This is a genomic window from Kitasatospora sp. NPDC002040, from assembly GCF_040296785.1.
Taxonomy (GTDB): Bacteria; Actinomycetota; Actinomycetes; order Streptomycetales; family Streptomycetaceae; genus Kitasatospora.
Map to the genome: position 1 here is coordinate 84,503 of NZ_JBEOXV010000005.1, position 15,501 is coordinate 100,003.

Genomic DNA, 15,501 nt, shown 5'->3' on the forward strand with positions numbered 1-15,501 from the left:
GTCGTGGTGGAATGACGGTCAGTCGAGCGAGGGGGACCGAAATGGCTCGTGCCAGGACTCTGCCGGCCGCGCTGGCGCTGGTGTTCGCCCTGGTCGGGGCGGGGTGCACTGCCGAGCCCGAGCCCGGGCCGGCCAAGCTGGACGTGCCCCTCCACAGCAGCATCGTCGAACTGTCCGGCTGGCTGCCCGGGCTGGGCCGGATCGACTGGGCACTGTGGCAGATGAAGTCGTCCAACGACGACCTGCCGGACCGGTCGATCCCGGGCCCGACGGACTTCTTCCTGCACGCGCTGCTCCGGCTCCCGCCCGGCACCGCAGCCACCCTGACGGCGGGCCTGCCGCTGGAGCCGACGGCACCCCCGGCCGGGACCGGGCACCTGGCCGTCCCGGCCGGGATCACCGAGGCCCTCCCGCCCGGGGCGCACTGGGTCACGGGCCCGGAGCTGCGCAAGCGCCTGGTGCCCGCCGCGGACGCCGACCGGATCACGCTCTGCCTCGACCTGGCCTCGGACACCGTCTACCTGTCGGAGGTCAACCCGTCGTGGCCCGACCAGGCACCCCCGAGCGCCACCTCCGCAACGCCGTCGCCGGGCTGACGCCCGCACCGGCGCGACCCCGGACCGGGGCGCGGTAACGGGTCTGTTGCAGCTGCCCGGCCGCTCGCCCCGCCCCGGCCCCGGTCTGCTTGAGTGACCGTCAGAACCGGCTGCGGGAGCGGTTCCGGGCTGGTGCACGAAGGCGGACGAAGGTGGACGAAGGAGCGGGCGCGAGTTGTACGGTCATCCCCAGATTCCCCCACTGCCACCGGCGTTGGCGCCCCCGGCCACCCGGTCCGCCCGGGCCCGGCTGCGCCGCGCACTGCGCTCGCGCAAGGCGCTCTCCGGGCTGACCCAGTGGGTGATCGACTGGGGCGTCCCCCAGGTACTGGTGCTCGGGACGGGCTACGTCCTGGTCGCGGTGCACCGGCTCGGCTGGTCGAAGACCTACAACGCGGCGACGATGATGACGCCGCCGGACGGGAGATCCGCCTGGCCGGTCTCGCTGGTCGGCTGGCTGCTGGTGCCCGCCATCATCGGTGGCCTGGCCGGTCATGTGATCGCCACCCGGATCACCAGCGTCAAGGCCGTGTCGACCACCGCGCTGTTCCGGCGCCGGACGCTGGCGGACCGGCTGCGCCCGCCGAGGCTCATCACCGACCTCGGAGCCGGATTCCCCACGCCCGACGGCCAGTTCCTCGACGCCTTCGTCCGGCTGGCCCACCACAACGACTGGCGGACGGCGCAGGACCACTGGGAGATCGTGGTCCGGGACGTGATGTGCACCGCCGAGTTCGCCGACCTGGACCGCACCGACTCGCTCCGGCTGGCCGAGAGCCTGTCCCGGGCCCAGCTCTGGCTGGGTGCGCTGGCCGGCACCTGCGTGGTCTGCCGCCGCCGTCCGTAGCCCGACGCCCGTACAGCCTGTCCGTCCGACCCGAGGGGGAGCGCGGAATGCGCGCACGCAGTGCCACCGAGATCGCCCGGGCCGTCCTGCGGCTCGCCTACCCCGACGCCACCGAGGCCGGTCTGGACGCGGGCGCCGCCCTGCTGGTCCGCTGGGGCGGCGAAGGCGTCGGGTACGACCTGGACGCGGCCCTGGCCTTGCTGCTCGCCGAGGACCTCGGCGAGGTGGTCGAGTCGGCGGGCGGCATCCAGCTGGTCGGCCCGGAAATCGCCCCGGCCCCCGCCGAGCGGCGCACCTGGCGGCTGCCCGGCCGCCGGGGCCGGGGCGACTGACGCGCTGTCCGTGCCCGCGCACGTTGCTCCGCGCGGGTGAGCCCGGGTGAGCCCGGTCGCCGGGGCGGGCCGGGCTGGGGCACGATGCTCCGGGGGCCTTCCGGAAGGGGATTCGTGTGACTACGTATCAGGTCGGCTACTTCGTCGGCAGTCTGTCCCAGAAGTCGATCAACCGGGTGCTGTCCCGGGCGCTGATCCGGCTGGCGCCGGCGGAGCTGGAGTTCCGGGAGATCCCGATCAAGGACCTGCCGCTCTACAACCACGACTTCGACGCCGACTACCCGCCGGAGGGCCGGGCGCTCAAGGAGGCGATCGCCGCCTCGCAGGCGCTGCTGTTCGTCACACCCGAGTACAACCGGGGCATCCCCGGCGCGCTGAAGAACGCGATCGACTGGGCCAGCCGCCCCTGGGGGACCAACTCCTTCACCCACAAGCCCTCGGCCGTGATCGGCACCTCGCCCGGCAAGATCGGCACGGCCGTGGCGCAGCAGAGCCTGCGGTCGGCACTGAGCTTCTGCAACGCGCCGCAGATGTCCGCCCCGGAGGCGTACATCCAGTTCGTGCCGGGCATGTTCGGCGAGGACGGCGAGGTGACCGACCCGGCCACGCAGCAGTTCCTCAGCGACTTCATGGCCGACTTCAAGACCTTCGTGGAACGGGTGCTGACCGTCCTGCCGCAGGCCTAGCCGGGCGGTTCGTGGCCGGGCCGACCCGCCGTCGACTCCTCCCCGGGTGGACCCCGGTGTCCCCTCGGGGAGGGAGGCGGACGGTCCGCCGGGACGAGGTCGGGCCCGTGCCGCTGCGGGCATCGTGGTCCGCATGACGACGAGCACGCGGTACCTCGCCCACCGGAACGCCAACTCCCGCTGGGCCAGGGCTGGTTCCTACGGCGCGGCCGGCTGGGGGTTGGCGTTCGCGCTGGTCCACCTGTACTGGCTGCTCGGCGGCCGGACCGGCCTCCCGGCCGGGCTGTCGCTGCGCGACAACCTGCCCCTGCTGGTCATCGACGTGGCCGCCCTCGCGCTCGGCACCCGGACGGCCGGCGGGCTGACCGGCCTGGAGCGCTTCGCCACCTTCCTGTACGAGCCGTGGTTCCTGACGGGCGGTGTGCTGTTCGGCCTCGCGACCCTCGGCACCCGGGTGCCGCGTCCGGTCGTTGCCCCTCGATGAATTCCGCCGAGCGGCGCCGACGGCTGTGGCACAGTGCGGACATGACGCATCGTGAGCTCTTCGCCCCGCTGTCCACGCCGCTCGTCGCCGACGCCTGCCTCCGGCTCGGGGTGCCGCTGCGGCTGGCACCGCCCGGGATCGCGGCGGTGGTGCCCGGGCAGCGGGTGGCAGGCCGGGTGCTGCCGGTCCGGCACTACGGCAGCGTCGACGTGTTCCTGGAGGCGTTCGGGACGGCCGGGCCCGGCGACGTGCTGGTGATCGACAACGGCGGGCGGACGGACGAGGCCTGCGCCGGCGATCTGGCGGTGCTGGAGGCGGGGGTCTCCGGGCTGTCCGGCGTGGTGATCTGGGGTCTGCACCGGGACACCCCCGAACTGGTCGAGATCGGCCTCCCGGTCTTCAGCTACGGGGCCTGCCCGGCCGGTCCGGTCCGGCTGGACGAGCGGGGGCCCGACGCGCTGGCGAGCGCGCGGTTCGGCCCGCACACCGTGACGGCCGAGGACGTGGCGTTCGGCGACCAGGACGGCCTGCTGTTCGTGCCCGCCGACCGAGCCGCCGACGTGCTCACCGCGGCAGCCGCGATCCACGCCACCGAACGGACCCAGGCGGACCGGATCAGGGCGGGGCAGACCCTCCGCCGCCAGACCGCCTTCGACGACTACCTGGCCCGCCGCGCCGCCGACCCGGCCTACACCTTCCGGCAGCACCTGCAGCAGATCGGCGGCGCGATCGAGGTGTGAACCCCCTGCCGTGGCCGACCGGCGGCCCGGGGCACGGTCAGGCGGACTCGCGGCGGACCAGGCGGGTCGGGGTGATGACCGAGGTGGGGGCGAGGGGCTGGGCGGGGGTGGCGAGGCGGCGGAGCAGGAGGCGGGCCATCAGGCGGCCCATCTCCTCGATGTCCTGGCGGATGGTGGTGAGCGGGGGGTCGGTCCAGGCGGCGATGGACTCGACGTCGTCGAAGCCGATCACGGCGACGTCCTCGGGGACGCGGCGGCCGTGGGCGCGCAGGACCCGCAGGGCGCCGGAGGCCATCGCGTCGGAGGCGGCGAAGACCGCGTCCAGGTCGGGTCTGCGGGCGAGGAGTTCGGTCATCGCGCGGCTGCCGCCGTCGGGGGTGAAGTCGCCCTCGGCGATCAGGGTCGGGTCGCCGTCGGGGAGCAGGTCGCGGTAGCCGTCGAGCCGGTCGAGCGAGGAGGTCTGGTCGAGCGGTCCGGTGATGGTGGCGATCCGGGTGCGGCCGAGCGAGCGCAGGTGCTGGACGGCCATCCGGGCGCCGCCGCGGTTGTCGCTGTCGACGTAGACCAGCTCGCGGTCGGACTCCGCGCCGGGCCAGCCGGGGCGGCCGCCGATCACGGTGGGGAGGTTGACCCGGCGGGCCATCTCGGGGAGCGGGTCGCTCTGGTGCAGCGAGAACAGCAGGGCGCCGTCGACGTGGCCCCCGGCCAGGTAGCGGCCGACCCGCTCGTAGTCGCGCTCGTCCTCGATCAGCAGCAGCAGCATCTGGTTGTCGGCTGCGGCGAGCTCCCGGCTGATGCCGCGCAGGTGCTGGGCGAAGAAGGGGTCGGAGAAGATCCGGCTCTCCGGTTCGGCCACCACCACGGCCACGGCCTGGTTCCGCCGGGTGACCAGGGTGCGGGCGGCGAGGTTGGGGGAGTAGCCGAGTTCGTCGACCGCGCGCTGCACCTTCTCCCGGAGCACCTCCCGCACGCCCGTGCCGCCGTTGACCACCCGGGACGCGGTGGCCCGGGACACCCCGGCCAGTTCGGCGACGGACTCCAGGGTGGGACGGGGGAGGGCGCCGGCCGGCTGGGTCTCGGGCTGCGGCTGGGCCACTGCGGACTCCTCGGACTTGGGGGCGGGCTGGGGATCTGTCTGTGCAGAGCTTATCGGGTGGAGGCGGCGGCTTGAGAGCGCTCCCAGAGATCCTGCTGCCCGGGGGCCCGGCTCCGACCTGGGTGTCGGATTTCCGCCAGTCGGGCACCCCGGAGTGCCGCAGACTGGAAGGCGTGACCGAGACCCTGACCGACGACGACACCAGGTACCGGGCGGTGGACAGCCGAGACGCCCGCTTCGACGGAGTGTTCTTCACGGCCGTCAGCAGCACCGGCATCTACTGCCGCCCGAGCTGCCCCGCCGTGACCCCCAAGCGGGTCAACTGCACCTTCTACCCGACCGCCGCCGCTGCCCAGGGCGCGGGCTACCGCGCCTGCCGCCGCTGCCGCCCGGACTCGGTGCCCGGCTCGCCGGAGTGGAACCACCGGGCCGACCTGGTCGGCCGGGCGATGCGGCTGATCGGGGACGGCGTGGTGGACCGCGAGGGCGTGGCCGGCCTGGCCGAGCGCCTCGGGTACAGCTCGCGCCAGTTGCAGCGCCAGCTGACCGCCGAGCTCGGCGCCGGGCCGATCGCGCTGGCCCGGGCGCAGCGTGCGCAGACCGCCCGGCTGCTGCTCCAGACCACCGAGCTCCCGGTCACCGAGATCGCGTTCGCCGCCGGGTTCGCCTCGGTGCGGCAGTTCAACGACACCGTCCGCGAGGTCTACGACCGCACGCCGAGCGGCCTGCGGGCCGAGAGCAACGGCCACCGCAAGGGCACCGCGACCCCCGGATCGATCGGCCTGCGGCTGGCGTACCGGGGTGCGTTCGACAGCGAGCACCTGCTGGACTTCCTCGCGCTCCGCGCGGTCCCCGGCGTGGAGGAGGTGGTGCCCGGCGCCCGTGCCGGGGTCCGCATCTACCGCCGCACCCTCGCGCTCCCGTACGGCCACGCCGTCGCCGAGGTGGACGGCCTGGCCCCCGGCGACCCGGTGAACCGGGGCTGGCTGGACTGCCGGCTCCAGCTCACCGACCTGCGGGACCTGACCACCGCCGTGCACCGGCTGCGCGCACTGTTCGACCTGGACGCCGACCCGGACGCGGTGGACGGCCAGCTCGGCGCCGACCCGCTGCTCGGCGCACTGGTCCGGTCCCGCCCAGGCGTGCGCTCCCCGGGGCACGTCGACCCGCACGAGCTGGCGGTCCGGGCCGTCCTGGGCCAGCAGATCACCGTCGCGGCCGCCCGCACCCTCGCCGCCCGGCTGGCCGAGCGGTACGGCGTCCCGCTGCCCGAGGCGAGCGGTGGCCTGCGGCTGCTGTTCCCGACCGCCGGGGCCCTGGCCGAGGCCGACTCGGCCGACCTGGCCATGCCGGACTCCCGGCGGCGCGCCCTGCGCGGAGTCTGCGCGGCGCTGGCCGACGGCAGCGTCCGACTGGACGGCGGTGCGGACCGCGAGGCCGCAGCGGCCCAGTTGCTGGCGCTGCCGGGGATCGGGCCGTGGACCGTGGGCTACCTGCGGATGCGCGCGCTGGCCGATCCGGACGTCTTCCTGCCCACCGACATCGGCGTGAAGCACGGCCTGCAGCGGCTGGGCCACCCGGGCGATCCGAAGACGGCCGCGACGGCGGCCGCGGCCTGGGCGCCGTGGCGCTCGTACGCGGTGCACCGGCTGTGGGCGTCACTGACTCCCGTACCGGCGCCGGGGATTGACGACGCATCAGGAGGAGAGCAGGCATGACCACGGTGTTCACGACGATGGAGAGCCCGCTCGGCCGGCTGCTGCTCAGCGGCACCCTGGAGCCGGACGGTTCGCTCGCGCTGCAGTCCGTCACCGCGCCCGGCCAGAAGGGCGCCCGGGACGAACCCGCCGACGGCTGGCTGCACGACCCGGAGGCGTTCGCGGCCGTGGTCGAGCAGCTCGGCGCCTACTTCGCCGGGGAGTTGACCGCCTTCGACCTGCCGCTGGCGCCGGTCGGCACCGAGTTCCGGCGCCGGATCTGGGCCGCCCTCGCCGACATCCCGTACGGCGCGACCGTCACCTACGGCGAACTGGGCGCGATGGCGGGCCAACCCCCCACCGCCGTCCGGGCGGTGGGAGGCGCGGTCGGCGCCAACCCGCTGCTGGTCGTCCTCCCCTGCCACCGGGTCCTCGGCGCCAACGGCGCGATGACCGGCTTCGCGGCGGGGGTCGACCGCAAGCGTCACCTGCTGGCGCTGGAGCGGGGCTCGCTGTTCTGAGCGAGGCTCACCCCTCCGGGGGCTGGGTCGGGTGCGCTGCCCTACTCGGAGCCGCCGGAGGTGCCGGGGCCGCCGGCCAGGGCCTTGGCCAGGAGTTCGAGGGCCGGGAGGGCGGTCATGACGGCCTCGCGCTCGGGGAGGGGCAGGCTTTCGAGGGCGTCGGCGAGGCGGCGTTCGTGGGCGTGCTGCCAGTCGTGGAGTTGCTGCCGGCCGGCTGCGGTGAGGGCGATCCGGGCGGTGCGGCGGTCGCCGGGGTCGGGCTGGCGGTCGACGAAGCCGGCTTCGAGGAGCTTGCCGACCAGGCCGCTGACGGTGTTGGGGGCGAGGCGCTGACGGTCCGCCAGCTCGCCGACCCGGAGCGGGGCGGCGGCGAGGGTCTGGAGCAGCTCGACCTGGGCCATCGGCAGCGACTCCCAGGGGTAGTCGGTGCGGATGCTGCTGCGCAGGGCGCGGCGCAGCCGGGTGATCACGTCGGTCAGCCGCTGGGCCCGGGCGACGGCGGCGGCCTCCTCCAGGGGGGAGTGGGCGGCGGGCGAATCGGGGCTGGGCTGCGACGACATGGGCGACAGCGTAGCGCGCGCGGGGACATGGCTCGGAGAGTGACCAGTTCTGCCCGCGAGCACCTCTCACAACGATTCGATCGCAGAGCGAGCAGTTCGTGAGAAGAATGGCTCGGTAGCAGATATATTCCTCGGGTGAGCACCGTGGACCCGACCCGCCGACCGAGCCTGCTCGACAGCCGACTGCTCGCCGAGCACCCCCGTCCGCGCTCGGTGGCCGGCTGGCGGCACGCGCACTGGCTCGCGGTCGGCACGGTCTGCCTGGGCGCGTTCCTCGGCCAGCTCACCGCGAGCATCACCGCGCTGGTCTTTCCCGAGCTGGAACGGGCCTTCGACGCCAACTTCGCCGCCGTCGAGTGGGTCGCCCTCGCGTACCTGCTGGTGCTGGTCGCCCTGCTGGCCCCGATCGGCCGGCTGTCCGACCTGGTCGGCCGGAAGACGGTCTACCTGGGCGGCTTCGCGGTCTTCGCACTGGCCTCGCTCGGGGCCGGACTCGCCGGCGGCCTCGGCACGCTGGTGGCCTGCCGGGCCGTGCAGGCGGTCGGTGGCGCGATGATGCAGGCGAACAGCGTCGCCCTGGTGGCCCGGGGCGTGCCGGAGCACGCGATGCGCACCGCGCTCGGCATTCAGGCCGCCGCCCAGGCCCTCGGCCTGGCCCTCGGGCCGACCCTCGGCGGTCTGCTGGTGCAGCACCTCTCCTGGCACTGGGTGTTCTGGATCAACGTTCCGATCGGGCTGCTCGGCATCGTCGCGGGGTGGTTCCTGCTGCCGCGCACGTACCCGCAGGGGCGGCCCCGACGGGTGGGCGGGGACGGCGGCCGGTTCGACCTGGCGGGGCTGCTCCTGCTGGCCGGCTGCTCGACCGCGCTGCTGCTCGCGCTCTCCACCGCCTCCGGACTCCCGCTGCCCGCCTGGGCGGTGGCGGTACTGCTGCTCGCCGCCGTGCTGCTGGCCCTGGCGCTGGCCCGGCAGGAACAGCGCGCCGACCGTCCGCTGATCCCGCCCGGGCTGATCAACACGCCGGGCATCCGGACCGGGCTGCTGGTCGCGCTGGTCGGCTACCTGCTGCTGTTCTGTCCGCTGGTGCTCGGCCCGGTGGTGCTGGCCGGGGCCGGGGTGCCGGTGGCCACCGCCGGGCTGGTGATCACGGCGCTGCCCGCCGCGTTCGCGGTGGCGGCCACCGCCGGCACCGGGATGCTGCCCGACTCCTGGACGGACGCCGCCCGTTGCCGCTGCGGTGCGCTGGTGGCCGCGCTCGGGCTCGGCCTGCTCACCGTGCTGCCGACGGCCCCGGGAGTGAGCGTGCTCCCGCTGGTGGTGGCGGGGTACGGCCTCGGACTGCTGCTGCCGGCCAACAACGCGCTGGTGATGCGCGCCATCCCGCCCGCGAGCTCGGCCGTCGGCGGCGGGCTGGTCAACATGGTGCGCAGCCTCGGCACCGCGCTCGGTACCGCCCTGCCGGTGCTCGGGGTCCACCTGGCCGGGCCCGGGGCGGGCGGCCGGTCGGTGCTCGCGCTGCTCACCCTGGTCGCGCTCGCGGCCGCCGCCCTGGCCGGCCGGGTCCGGACCACCGCGCCGCGCCCCTGAGCGGCGGGGCAGCGACGGGGGACCGGCGGAACGCCGAAGGGCGCGACCGGTGGTCCCGGCCGCGCCCTTCAACGAGGTTGCTAGGAGAGCGGCTTGGCGCCGCGCTGCTCCAGCAGCATGGTGATCAGGTCGATCTCCGAGCGCTGCCCGTTGACCATGCTCTGCGCGAGCCGCTTCTCGACCGCGTTCACGCCGAGGTCGAGGTAGCCCTGGGCCATCTCGACGCCGCCCTTGTGGTGCTCGATCATCAGCTGGAGATAGTAGACCTCGGCCTCCCGGTCGCTGAGCGAACGGAGCTTGGCCAGCTCGGTGTTGGTGGCCATCCCGGGCATCAGCGAACCGTCGTGCGGCTCGTACCGGTGGTCCATCTTCATCCAGGCCATCGGGGTGGCCCCCGAGTGCTGGGTCAGGCCCCACTGGTCGAGCCAGCCCATCATCATGCCCCGCTGGTTGGCCTGGGTGTTGATGATGTCGAAGGCCAGGTTGCGGACCTCGGTGTCCTGGGTCCGGTCCCGGACGATGAACGAGAGGTCGATGGCCTGCTGGTGATGGGTCGCCATGTCCCGCGCGAACCCGGCCTCCACCGAGTCCTGTGCGGGCACCGCCGCGGCCGAACCGCTGGCGGCCGGACCGCCGGCCACCAGCGCGGGCACGCCGAGGCCGAGCGCCACGGCGGCGGCCAGCGCGGCGGGCCACCAGAGCCGGCGCCGCCGGCCCGGTGCGGCCGGGGTCGCGTCCTCGGTGGCCTCGGGGGCTACTGGGCGGTGCTGCACGACGCCCCCGGCTCCTGGGTCTGCGGGCCCTGCACGTACTTGGTGAAGAAGGTCGCCACCCGGGGGTCGCTCGCGCTGTCCACGGTCAGCTGGGTGCCCCACGCGGTCAGCGTGATGGCGCCCTGCTCGTCCGGGTAGGGGCTCATGAAGGAGTACGGGGTGGTCTTCACCTTGGTCGAGAGGGTGGTGATGTCCTCCGCCGAGGCCTTGGCGTTGTAGGTCACCCAGACCGCGCCGTGCTCCAGCGCGTGCACCGCGTTCTCGTTCTCGACCGGCTTGTCGTAGACGGTGCCCATGCAGTTCAGCCAGACCTGGCTGTGGTCGCCGCCGACCGGCGGGGTCTGCGGGTACGTCACCTTGGTCGCGACGTGGTTGCGGGTGAGCTTGTCGAAGGTCTGGACACCGTCGATCGGCGCCTTGGCGGCGGCGTTCTGCTTGTCCTTCTTGTCCTTGGCGTCGAGCGCGATCCACGCACCGCCACCGATCATCGCGGCGACCAGCACACTGGCGGCACCGATCGCGATGAACTTGTTGCGGCGGTCGCGGCGCTGCTCCTCGGCACGCAGCTCGGCTATCCGGGCCCGGCGGTCGGCGGTGCTGGGCCGGACGTTCGACTTCTTGGCGGGCTTGGTCGGCTGCTGCTTGGAGGCGGAACCCATGGGAGTTGTCCTTGTCCCCGCCGGGCGGTGTCGGCTCGGCGGTCTACGGATTGGCGGGGGAAGCGGAGCCGTCCGGGGCACGGCGGCCGGTGGTCGGCCGCCGGTCGTTCCTCGGACGGTGGGTTCCGCTCAGCTCAACTGCACCTGGAGCGCGTGCAGGTCAGGGGCCAGGTCGGGCCCGCTCAGCGGCGTGAGCGCCGGGGGAGCGGGCAGCGCCTGAGGCGGGATCAGGCGGGCGGGCACCGCGGGTACGGGCTGCGGTGGCGCGTTCGGCAGCTGCGACTCCTGGCCGCAGTACGGATGGCTGGAGCAGCCGCTGCCGGGGGTGGGCCGCTCGCCGTCCGCCGTGCACCAGATCAGCGGCGGGCGTTCGGCGCCCTGCCCCTGGTGCGCACGGTGGTGGGCGGCCGCGAGCGCAGCCGGTACGGCGTCCGGCTGGGCCGTCACCGTGGTCACGGGCACCGGAGCGGCCGTGCGGGTGGCGGCGTGGGCGCGGCCCGCGCACGGCAGCACCGCCAGCAGACCGGCCAGCAGCAGCACCAACAGCGCGGCGGCGGGGCGGCCGACGGTCACGGCCCTCCCCGGCTGCGGTGCGGTACTCCCCGGCGCGGTCATGCGCACATATTAATCAGCCGAACGGGTGAGGGTGGAGCCCCTCTGCGGGTCTCGTTGTCCGGCGTTCATGTCGAGTCCGTGCAGTTCGGCACGGTTTCGGCCGGTCCCGACCGGTGCTCGCGACACTGCGCCCACGGGGTGACCGGTTGTCGCCGATTCGCGGACACGGTCGTTCTCCTTGGGGACAATGTCGTCGAGCCCGGGGTCAAGGCCCGCTCGGCAGTCGGCAGACACGGACGAGGAGCAGCCGGATGAGCAACCAGGGCGCACCACCGCAACGCGGCGACGGCTGGTGGCACGAGGTCTACACGGGCCCCGCCGCCACCCTGCGGGACACGCCGGACACCCCGGCCGACGACGCGACGGTGGACGACTGGTTCGAGTCGGCGGCCGGGATGATCGGGACCCAGCGCACGGCCGAGGCGGTGCCCGGGACCGAGACCCCGGCCGCAACCGAGGCTGAGACCGAGGCCGAGAGCATGACCGAGGCGGAGGCCGAGGCCCTGACGGTCGACGAGTGGTTCGACTCGGCCCTCGGGATGATCGGGACCCAGCGCACGGCGGAGGTCGCCGTGGCCGAGGTGCCGGTCGCGGAGGAGGCGCCGGCGGAGGTGTCCGTCGCAGCGGAACCGCCGGCCGAGGTGCCGGTCGTCGAGGAGGCGCCGGCCGAGGTGCCCGCCGACACCGTGAGCTCGGTCGAGCCGCTGCCGCCCGCCGCCCGCCGCGCGTACGACCAGCAGCCGGTGCCCCACGTCGGTGAGCGGCCGCCGACCTACGGCCCCGAGCCGACCGCCGTGGCCGAGGCCGATCCGGACGGGCTCGCCGCCCTCACCCCGGACACCGTGCTGGAGGGTGCCCAGTACGGCACCACGACCCTGCGCGCGGTCTCGGTCCGCGGCGACTCCGCGCGCTACCGGGGCGAGCTGCGCCGGGACGCGCTGCTGATCACCCGGTTCGGGGAGGGCACGGACGGGCTGCTGCTCGCGGTGGTGGCCACCACCTCCGCCACCGCCGCCGCGCCGTCCCCGCTCGCCGCCGAGGCCTGCCGCCAGCTCGCCGCCGCGATCGGCCGCAGCCGGGCGGAGCTCGCCGCCGACCTTCGTGACGGCGCGCGCGACCGGCTCCGCTACGGGCTCCAGCGCCTCACCACCAGCGCGTTCGCCCCGCTGCGCGCCCCGGCCTCCGCCCTGGCTTCCGCCCTGGCTTCCGCCCTGACTTCCGCACCGGACGCGCCTGCGGACGCGGCGCCTGACGGACCGTCCGACGCGGCCCTGCACTGCCTGCTGCTCTCGCTCGACCCGGCCGCCACCCACCGCGCCGCCTTCGGGCTGGGGCCGAGCGGGCTGTACCTGCTCCGGTCCGGCCACTGGATCGACGCCTACGCCGCCCGGCTGCTGCACCACCCCGACGGTCAACTGCCCGGCCCCACCGGCCCGGCACCCCGGCCGTTCCGCTTTCGGCTGGTCCCGGCCACCCCCGGCGACATCCTGCTGCTCTGCACCCCGGGCCTGGCCGACCCGCTCGCCGACGAACCGGCCGTCGCCCACTTCCTGGCGAACCACTGGGCCCACCCGCACCCGCCCGGCACCGTCGACTTCCTGCGGCAGATCCAGGTCCGCGCCAAGGGCTACTCCGCCGACCGGACCGCGGCCGCGCTCTGGACCGAGTGACCGAGTGGCTGAGTGCCCAGGGGACCGAGCGACCGAGCGGCCGGGAAAACCGCTCGATCCGCCCCCCCGGGCCGGGCTACGGTCGGCCCATGGCCTTCACCAAGACGTCGTACGTCTGTCTGCCCTGCCGGGCCTCGTACAAGCAGCCGTGGGCCGGTGACCACGCGCGGCACTGCCCGCGCTGTGCGGAGCCGCTGATCCACGCGGGCTCGGCCTTCGCGGCCCCGCGCCGTCGGGACACCGCCGCCTGGCGGACCCTCTCGGTGCTGCTGAACGCAGGCGTGAACTTCCACAAGAGCTGCTGCGGCGGCCCGGGTTACCGCCCGCGCACGCTGTTCGAGGTGCGGGAGCGGATGGCGTACGCCCGGCGGACGGGCGAGCCGTTCGCCCGCGCGCTGACCCGGCCCGAGCTTCCCTGACGGCCGGTCAGCCGCCCAGCAGCGCCCAGGCCACCGAGGCGACCTGGACGGTGGCCTCGTCCCGGCTCGCGCCGGGCAGGCCGATCGCGACGGGTACGGCCAGGCCGTCCAGCAGGGCGCGGAGCTGGACGGCCCGGTCGGCGGCACCGTCCGCGGTGAACTCGCCGCCCGCCACGCCCTCCTCGATCAGCGCGACCAGGTCGGCCTGCCAGGGCGCCTCGATCTCCAGCTGCCCCTGCCGGATCTCGGCACTCGCGGGGGAGCGGCCCCAGACCTCCAGCCAGAGGATCCAGCGCGGATCGCCCGGCCCCTCGGGCAGGTACAGCTCCGTGTACGCGGCCAGCCGCCGACGGACCGTCAGGGCCGGGTCGGCCAGCGCGGCCCGGCGCCGTTCGCCGAGCTGCTCCTCGCTCCAGCGCAGCGTCTCCAGCAGCAGCTGGTCCTTGCTGCCGAAGTAGTAGAGCAGGTGGCCGGCGCTCATCTGCAGCTGTTTGCCCAGGCCGGCCATGGTGAGCTTCGCCAGACCGTGCTCGGCGATCGCCGCCCTGGCCGTGGCGAAGACCTCCTCGCGCGGCCGCGCGGGGCGCCGCGTCCGTGGCTCCGCCATCTGCCGTTCCTCCTGCTCAGGGATGGGTCCGGCCAGCTTCTCACGGCCCGGTGGCCGGGCGGCTGCGGCAGCGGTTGAACGGAGTGTTTGCAACCAAGTGTTGTCAATGGATGGCGCGGTCACCTAGCGTGGGTTCCATGAGCGAGGACAGCAAGGTGCGGCTCTCCGCCCCGTTCGACGTGCCCGACGCGGCCGAGGAGCACGGGAGGCGGCAGTACCCGGCGCTGCTACGGATCACCGAGCGGCACGCCCACGGCGAGGCCCGGGCCCGCTGGGAGGAGCAGCGGATGCCGCTCGGCCCGGTGGACGCGTGGCGGCGGGTGGTGATGCTGGCCGGTGGCGGTGCCGTCCCCGAGGAGGGCGCGGCGCCGGTCGACGCGGACGATCTGGCGGCGGCGCTGACGCTGGTGCAGTGGGCCCGCGCGGAGGTGGACGAGTGGGAGCTCGGCCTGCTGGAGATGGCCCGGGGCCGGGGGCTGACCTGGCAGCAGATCGCCGTCAACCTGGGCCTCGGTTCGGCCCAGGCGGCCCGGCAACGGCACAAGCGCCTGACTGAACGGGCGCCCGCTCAGTCCGCGGACTGAGCCGCCGTCAGTTCCCGGCGTGCCCCGTCGAGGGTGCGCGGGCGGGCCGCGAGGCGGCAGCCGAGGCAGTCGGGGTGATGGGTGGCGTCCTTGACCCGCCAGTCCCACTGGTCGGCCGGGCGCGGACCGCTCGGCTTGCCCCAGCCCGCCAGATGCAGCAGCCAGGTGGCGAGCGCGCCGCCCAGGACCACGGCGGCGCCGAGCCAGATGCCGGGCGCCCAGGCCGCGCACATCGAGACGCCCGAGGTGGTGAAGCCCACGAAGACCAGGGCGGAGCCGGTCCACCCGGCGACGGTGTGGCCCATGTCGTGATGGCCGTGCATTCCGCTCACGGGTGCACTCCTTCGTCATGCTGAGGGGAGGCGGAAGGAAGCCCGCCGTTTATCTCACGTACTAAGTATCTTAGACTCTAAGGAGATTTCAGGTGGAGGGCAAGCCCCGTCCGGCGGCATCCCCGGCGCAGGCCCTGGCGGCCATGGACCAGCTGATCGCGCTCAGCCTGGTCAGCCAGCAGGACATCGCGCAGCGCCTCGGCCTGGGGGTCACCGACCTCACCTGTCTCGGCCACGTCCTGGGTGCGGGCGAGCACCCCATCACCGCCGGCGAGCTGGCCGAGCGGGCCAACCTGACGACGGGCGCGGTCACCGGCGTCCTCAACCGCCTCGAACGCGCGGGGTACGCCCGCCGCCAGGCCGACCCGGCCGACCGACGGCGGGTCAGAATCGTGGCCGACGAGTCTGCCGCCGTGCGGCTCTACGCGGTCTACGAGCCGTTCTACCTCCGGATGAACGAGCTCTTTGCCGACTACACGGGCGACGAAGTCGCAGTGCTGGCCGACTGGTTCACCCGCGCCACGGGGTTGATGCGCACTCGGCTGGACGAGATCCGCGAGGCCAACCAGGGCTGAACGGGGCCCGCCGTCGGTGCAGCACTGCGCTGGATGGGTTCATCTTTGCTGGTCAGAGCGTTGTGATGGAGTGTCAAGCCGTAGTTGTCTCAAACAAGGCCTTTATATACAAAAAGCACCG

20 protein-coding genes are annotated in these 15,501 nt (G+C 74.3%); 13 read left to right on the forward strand and 7 right to left on the reverse strand.

All coding sequences use genetic code 11. The annotated features are described in order from the left end of the window. The first annotated feature begins 41 nt into the window (after positions 1-41). The 6 genes from ABT118_RS15605 to ABT118_RS15630 all read left to right on the forward strand — a co-directional run bounded on the left by ABT118_RS15605 (position 42) and on the right by ABT118_RS15630 (position 3,685). The gene (locus ABT118_RS15605; RefSeq protein ID WP_350668815.1) at positions 42-596 is read left to right on the forward strand and encodes a hypothetical protein; all 555 of its coding nucleotides are present in this window, start codon (positions 42-44) and stop codon (positions 594-596) included. 175 nt (positions 597-771) lie between these two features. Next, entirely contained in the window at positions 772-1,443 is a 672-nt protein-coding gene (locus ABT118_RS15610; RefSeq protein WP_350668819.1) for a DUF6313 family protein, read from the forward strand. A gap of 47 nt (positions 1,444-1,490) precedes the next feature. Then, entirely contained in the window at positions 1,491-1,775 is a 285-nt protein-coding gene (locus ABT118_RS15615) for a hypothetical protein (protein ID WP_350668824.1), read from the forward strand. A 116-nt stretch (positions 1,776-1,891) separates the two neighbouring features. Next, positions 1,892-2,461 (forward strand): NADPH-dependent FMN reductase, encoded by a 570-nt coding sequence (locus ABT118_RS15620; protein ID WP_350668825.1) that lies wholly within the window; start codon positions 1,892-1,894, stop codon positions 2,459-2,461. A gap of 133 nt (positions 2,462-2,594) precedes the next feature. Then, positions 2,595-2,945: a hypothetical protein gene (locus ABT118_RS15625; RefSeq protein ID WP_350668826.1), complete on the forward strand. Its 351-nt coding sequence runs from the start codon at positions 2,595-2,597 to the stop codon at positions 2,943-2,945. Positions 2,946-2,986: 41 nt separating this feature from the next. After that, positions 2,987-3,685, forward strand: coding sequence for an RraA family protein (locus ABT118_RS15630; RefSeq protein WP_350668827.1), 699 nt, complete (start codon positions 2,987-2,989; stop codon positions 3,683-3,685). 37 nt (positions 3,686-3,722) lie between these two features. Here the strand turns inward: ABT118_RS15630 and ABT118_RS15635 are convergent, their stop codons facing one another. Next, positions 3,723-4,781, reverse strand: a complete 1,059-nt coding sequence (locus ABT118_RS15635) for a LacI family DNA-binding transcriptional regulator (RefSeq protein ID WP_350668828.1) — start codon at positions 4,779-4,781, stop codon at positions 3,723-3,725. A gap of 173 nt (positions 4,782-4,954) precedes the next feature. Here ABT118_RS15635 and ABT118_RS15640 point away from each other — a divergent pair, with 173 nt between their 5' ends. Together ABT118_RS15640 and ABT118_RS15645 are read left to right on the forward strand one after the other, a co-directional pair. After that, complete coding sequence (locus ABT118_RS15640) at positions 4,955-6,499, forward strand: DNA-3-methyladenine glycosylase 2 family protein (protein ID WP_350668829.1); 1,545 nt, start codon at positions 4,955-4,957, stop codon at positions 6,497-6,499. Beyond that, positions 6,496-6,999, forward strand: coding sequence for a methylated-DNA--[protein]-cysteine S-methyltransferase (locus ABT118_RS15645; protein WP_350668830.1), 504 nt, complete (start codon positions 6,496-6,498; stop codon positions 6,997-6,999). The genes ABT118_RS15640 and ABT118_RS15645 overlap by 4 nt, the downstream gene beginning before the upstream one ends. 41 nt (positions 7,000-7,040) lie before the next feature. Here ABT118_RS15645 and ABT118_RS15650 read toward each other — a convergent pair whose 3' ends face one another. Further along, positions 7,041-7,559, reverse strand: a complete 519-nt coding sequence (locus ABT118_RS15650) for a MarR family winged helix-turn-helix transcriptional regulator (protein WP_350668831.1) — start codon at positions 7,557-7,559, stop codon at positions 7,041-7,043. Between the two features lie 135 nt (positions 7,560-7,694). Here ABT118_RS15650 and ABT118_RS15655 point away from each other — a divergent pair, with 135 nt between their 5' ends. Next, positions 7,695-9,146, forward strand: coding sequence for an MFS transporter (locus ABT118_RS15655; RefSeq protein WP_350668833.1), 1,452 nt, complete (start codon positions 7,695-7,697; stop codon positions 9,144-9,146). Positions 9,147-9,226: 80 nt separating this feature from the next. On the opposite strand, the gene ABT118_RS15660 is transcribed toward ABT118_RS15655, so the two are convergent. The 3 genes from ABT118_RS15660 to ABT118_RS15670 all read right to left on the reverse strand — a co-directional run bounded on the left by ABT118_RS15660 (position 9,227) and on the right by ABT118_RS15670 (position 11,151). Beyond that, positions 9,227-9,919 (reverse strand): DUF305 domain-containing protein, encoded by a 693-nt coding sequence (locus ABT118_RS15660; protein ID WP_350668834.1) that lies wholly within the window; start codon positions 9,917-9,919, stop codon positions 9,227-9,229. Beyond that, entirely contained in the window at positions 9,901-10,578 is a 678-nt protein-coding gene (locus tag ABT118_RS15665) for a thioredoxin-like domain-containing protein (RefSeq protein WP_350668835.1), read from the reverse strand. The genes ABT118_RS15660 and ABT118_RS15665 overlap by 19 nt, the downstream gene beginning before the upstream one ends. 129 nt (positions 10,579-10,707) lie before the next feature. Next, the gene (locus ABT118_RS15670; RefSeq protein WP_350668836.1) at positions 10,708-11,151 is read right to left on the reverse strand and encodes a hypothetical protein; all 444 of its coding nucleotides are present in this window, start codon (positions 11,149-11,151) and stop codon (positions 10,708-10,710) included. A gap of 293 nt (positions 11,152-11,444) precedes the next feature. Here ABT118_RS15670 and ABT118_RS15675 point away from each other — a divergent pair, with 293 nt between their 5' ends. Both ABT118_RS15675 and ABT118_RS15680 read left to right on the forward strand, forming a co-directional pair. After that, a complete protein-coding gene (locus ABT118_RS15675; RefSeq protein WP_350668837.1) occupies positions 11,445-12,863 on the forward strand; it encodes a protein phosphatase 2C domain-containing protein in 1,419 nt (472 codons plus the stop codon). Between the two features lie 89 nt (positions 12,864-12,952). After that, positions 12,953-13,282 (forward strand): deoxyxylulose-5-phosphate synthase, encoded by a 330-nt coding sequence (locus ABT118_RS15680; RefSeq protein WP_350668838.1) that lies wholly within the window; start codon positions 12,953-12,955, stop codon positions 13,280-13,282. Positions 13,283-13,289: 7 nt separating this feature from the next. On the opposite strand, the gene ABT118_RS15685 is transcribed toward ABT118_RS15680, so the two are convergent. Next, on the reverse strand, positions 13,290-13,889 hold the full coding sequence (locus ABT118_RS15685; RefSeq protein WP_350668839.1) for a TetR family transcriptional regulator C-terminal domain-containing protein: 600 nt from the start codon (positions 13,887-13,889) through the stop codon (positions 13,290-13,292). A gap of 137 nt (positions 13,890-14,026) precedes the next feature. Between ABT118_RS15685 and ABT118_RS15690 the strand changes: the two genes are divergently transcribed. Then, positions 14,027-14,473 (forward strand): DNA-binding protein, encoded by a 447-nt coding sequence (locus ABT118_RS15690; protein ID WP_350668840.1) that lies wholly within the window; start codon positions 14,027-14,029, stop codon positions 14,471-14,473. Here ABT118_RS15690 and ABT118_RS15695 read toward each other — a convergent pair. Continuing rightward, positions 14,458-14,796: an HGxxPAAW family protein gene (locus ABT118_RS15695; protein ID WP_350669209.1), complete on the reverse strand. Its 339-nt coding sequence runs from the start codon at positions 14,794-14,796 to the stop codon at positions 14,458-14,460. The two genes, ABT118_RS15690 and ABT118_RS15695, sit on opposite strands and share 16 nt — an antisense overlap. Positions 14,797-14,897: 101 nt before the next feature. On the opposite strand from ABT118_RS15695, the gene ABT118_RS15700 reads away from it, so the two are divergent. Beyond that, a complete protein-coding gene (locus ABT118_RS15700; protein WP_350668843.1) occupies positions 14,898-15,380 on the forward strand; it encodes a MarR family transcriptional regulator in 483 nt (160 codons plus the stop codon). Positions 15,381-15,501: the final 121 nt, after the last annotated feature.

Coding starts and splice junctions, on each gene's coding strand:
- ABT118_RS15605 (WP_350668815.1), top strand. CDS start 42: ATGGCTCGTGCCAGGACTCTGCCGGCCGCGCTGGCGCTGGTGTTCGCC.
- ABT118_RS15615 (WP_350668824.1), top strand. CDS start 1,491: ATGCGCGCACGCAGTGCCACCGAGATCGCCCGGGCCGTCCTGCGGCTC.
- ABT118_RS15625 (WP_350668826.1), top strand. CDS start 2,595: ATGACGACGAGCACGCGGTACCTCGCCCACCGGAACGCCAACTCCCGC.
- ABT118_RS15630 (WP_350668827.1), top strand. CDS start 2,987: ATGACGCATCGTGAGCTCTTCGCCCCGCTGTCCACGCCGCTCGTCGCC.
- ABT118_RS15645 (WP_350668830.1), top strand. CDS start 6,496: ATGACCACGGTGTTCACGACGATGGAGAGCCCGCTCGGCCGGCTGCTG.
- ABT118_RS15650 (WP_350668831.1), bottom strand. CDS start 7,559: ATGTCGTCGCAGCCCAGCCCCGATTCGCCCGCCGCCCACTCCCCCCTG.
- ABT118_RS15665 (WP_350668835.1), bottom strand. CDS start 10,578: ATGGGTTCCGCCTCCAAGCAGCAGCCGACCAAGCCCGCCAAGAAGTCG.
- ABT118_RS15675 (WP_350668837.1), top strand. CDS start 11,445: ATGAGCAACCAGGGCGCACCACCGCAACGCGGCGACGGCTGGTGGCAC.
- ABT118_RS15680 (WP_350668838.1), top strand. CDS start 12,953: ATGGCCTTCACCAAGACGTCGTACGTCTGTCTGCCCTGCCGGGCCTCG.
- ABT118_RS15685 (WP_350668839.1), bottom strand. CDS start 13,889: ATGGCGGAGCCACGGACGCGGCGCCCCGCGCGGCCGCGCGAGGAGGTC.
- ABT118_RS15690 (WP_350668840.1), top strand. CDS start 14,027: ATGAGCGAGGACAGCAAGGTGCGGCTCTCCGCCCCGTTCGACGTGCCC.
- ABT118_RS15695 (WP_350669209.1), bottom strand. CDS start 14,796: ATGCACGGCCATCACGACATGGGCCACACCGTCGCCGGGTGGACCGGC.